At 40.3% G+C, this 1,819-nt stretch carries 1 protein-coding gene; it reads right to left on the bottom strand.

Features of this window, described 5'->3' with window-relative positions; genetic code table 11:
* Positions 1-244: 244 nt before the first annotated feature.
* The gene (locus tag H6G97_RS50775) at positions 245-1,687 is read right to left on the bottom strand and encodes an ATP-binding protein (protein WP_199350207.1); all 1,443 of its coding nucleotides are present in this window, start codon (positions 1,685-1,687) and stop codon (positions 245-247) included.
* Between the last annotated feature and the right edge of the window lie 132 nt (positions 1,688-1,819).

The raw sequence follows: 1,819 nt of genomic DNA, 5'->3' as shown, positions 1-1,819 counted from the left end.
TTCTGATTGCTTTATATGCTGCCCCATTTTCTCCACCAGTTGTTTGATGCTGGCTGGAGTCTTTTCCCAATCTGAGTCGGAAATTTCAATTCCGTAGGCGAGGCAGTTTTCATCCATGCCTCTTAATCTACCATCTCAGTAACCCATTTTTGACTGTAGNGTTTCTTATCCTGTGAACGGTTACACGTATTGCCCAAATTCCAATAGCTATACTCAAATAACGAATCCTTGCATTAGTCCAACACTAAAGGATTAAGTTTATTGAGGTAGACGAAGCCAAAACCTGTGCATCGTTTGTCGATAATGACACACTAGCAAAACAGGATGAGGGAGGGTCTATAACAGAGACTCTCTGCACCGCTTGCTGAACCCGATCGTGCAATAATTTATAATCTGGAATTAATAGTTGAGCATTTAACTCGGATGTCGGTAAGATAACCCCCAAATGAACTGCTTCGACTAAATCTGGGGAAATTTCATCTGGTAATTTTTCACAGATATTAGCGAGGATGTTTAAACTGAAATTAGCACCGACACAAGCAGCTAAACTCAATAAAAGTTGCGTTGCTCGTGTCAGTTGCTTGAGCTTGCCAATCATCAACTCCACTACATTATCGGTAATATCTCTATCTTGAATTTGAGCAATATCCCACTGCCAGATCCGACGATTAACATCAAAGGTTAACAGATTTTCTGCATACAGCGTTTTGAGAAACTCATTGACAAAGAAGGGATTGCCAAGGGTTTTCTTTATTACCAATTCTGCTAAGGGTTGAAGCCAAGCAGTATCACTATGCAATGTATCGGCAATTAATTGAGCTACATCTGACAACTCAAGTGGCGCTAAAATAATCTGATTAATTGTCGTTCCTGCTTTTTTTAACTGCTGAAGCGCCATCCTTAATGGATGAGTTGAGTTAACTTCCTCCTCCCGGTACGCTCCAATTACAAACAAATATTGTGAAGAGCGATCGCTTATCATTAGCTCAATTAACTTAAGCGTTGCCGAGTCTACCCATTGCAAATCGTCTAGAAAGATGACTAAAGGATGTTCTTTTGCACAAAATACTCGGATAAACTTTTGAAACACCAAATTAAAGCGATTTTGAGCTTCAGTTGCTCCAACTTCTGGGACTACTGACTGTTTACCAATTATAAGTTCGACTTCAGGAATCACATCAACAATTACTTGCCCATTCGCACCCAAAGCGGCTTGAATGTTTTCTCTCCACTGTTGTAAACAAGCTTCTGATTCACTCAGCAGTTGTCGCACTAATGAGCCAAAAGCATTTACAATTGCAGAGTAAGGAATATTACGCCCAAACTGATCAAATTTACCTGTTATAAAATAACCATGCTTTTGAGTAATCGGTTTATGAATTTCTTGTACTAGGGCTGATTTGCCGATACCAAAATAGCCTGTGACAAGCATCATCTCACTTTCAGGCTTGCGGTTTGGGGATGTTGTACTGATTCGCTCAAACGCTGCCAATAACGTCTCAACTTGGGTTTTGCGTCCATAGAGTTTCTGCGAAATCTGAAACTTATCATAAATATCGTGCCTACCTAATTGGAACGCTTCCATTCCACCTGTGTTTTCTAGCTGGTGGAGACATTCTTCTAAATCTGCCTTGATTCCCCAAGCACTTTGATATCGTGACTCGGCATTTTTTGCCATTAATTTCATAATGATGCTGGAGACAATTTAGCTGCCGTCTCGATGAAAATACATTGTTATACCATTGAAAGCATTCAACAACTTTTCTGCTGTTGGTTTGGTTGTGTGGCGCTTGGGATTACCATCATACAGACCAGCCAA

Origin of the sequence: Nostoc flagelliforme FACHB-838 (assembly GCF_014698065.1) — a bacterium.
GTDB lineage: Bacteria > Cyanobacteriota > Cyanobacteriia > Cyanobacteriales > Nostocaceae > Nostoc > Nostoc flagelliforme_B.
This window is presented reverse-complemented; position numbering and strand designations above follow the sequence as displayed.

What these genes read in the sequence shown, in the direction of transcription:
- H6G97_RS50775 (WP_199350207.1), bottom strand. Translation starts at nt 1,687, where the DNA reads ATGAAATTAATGGCAAAAAATGCCGAGTCACGATATCAAAGTGCTTGG.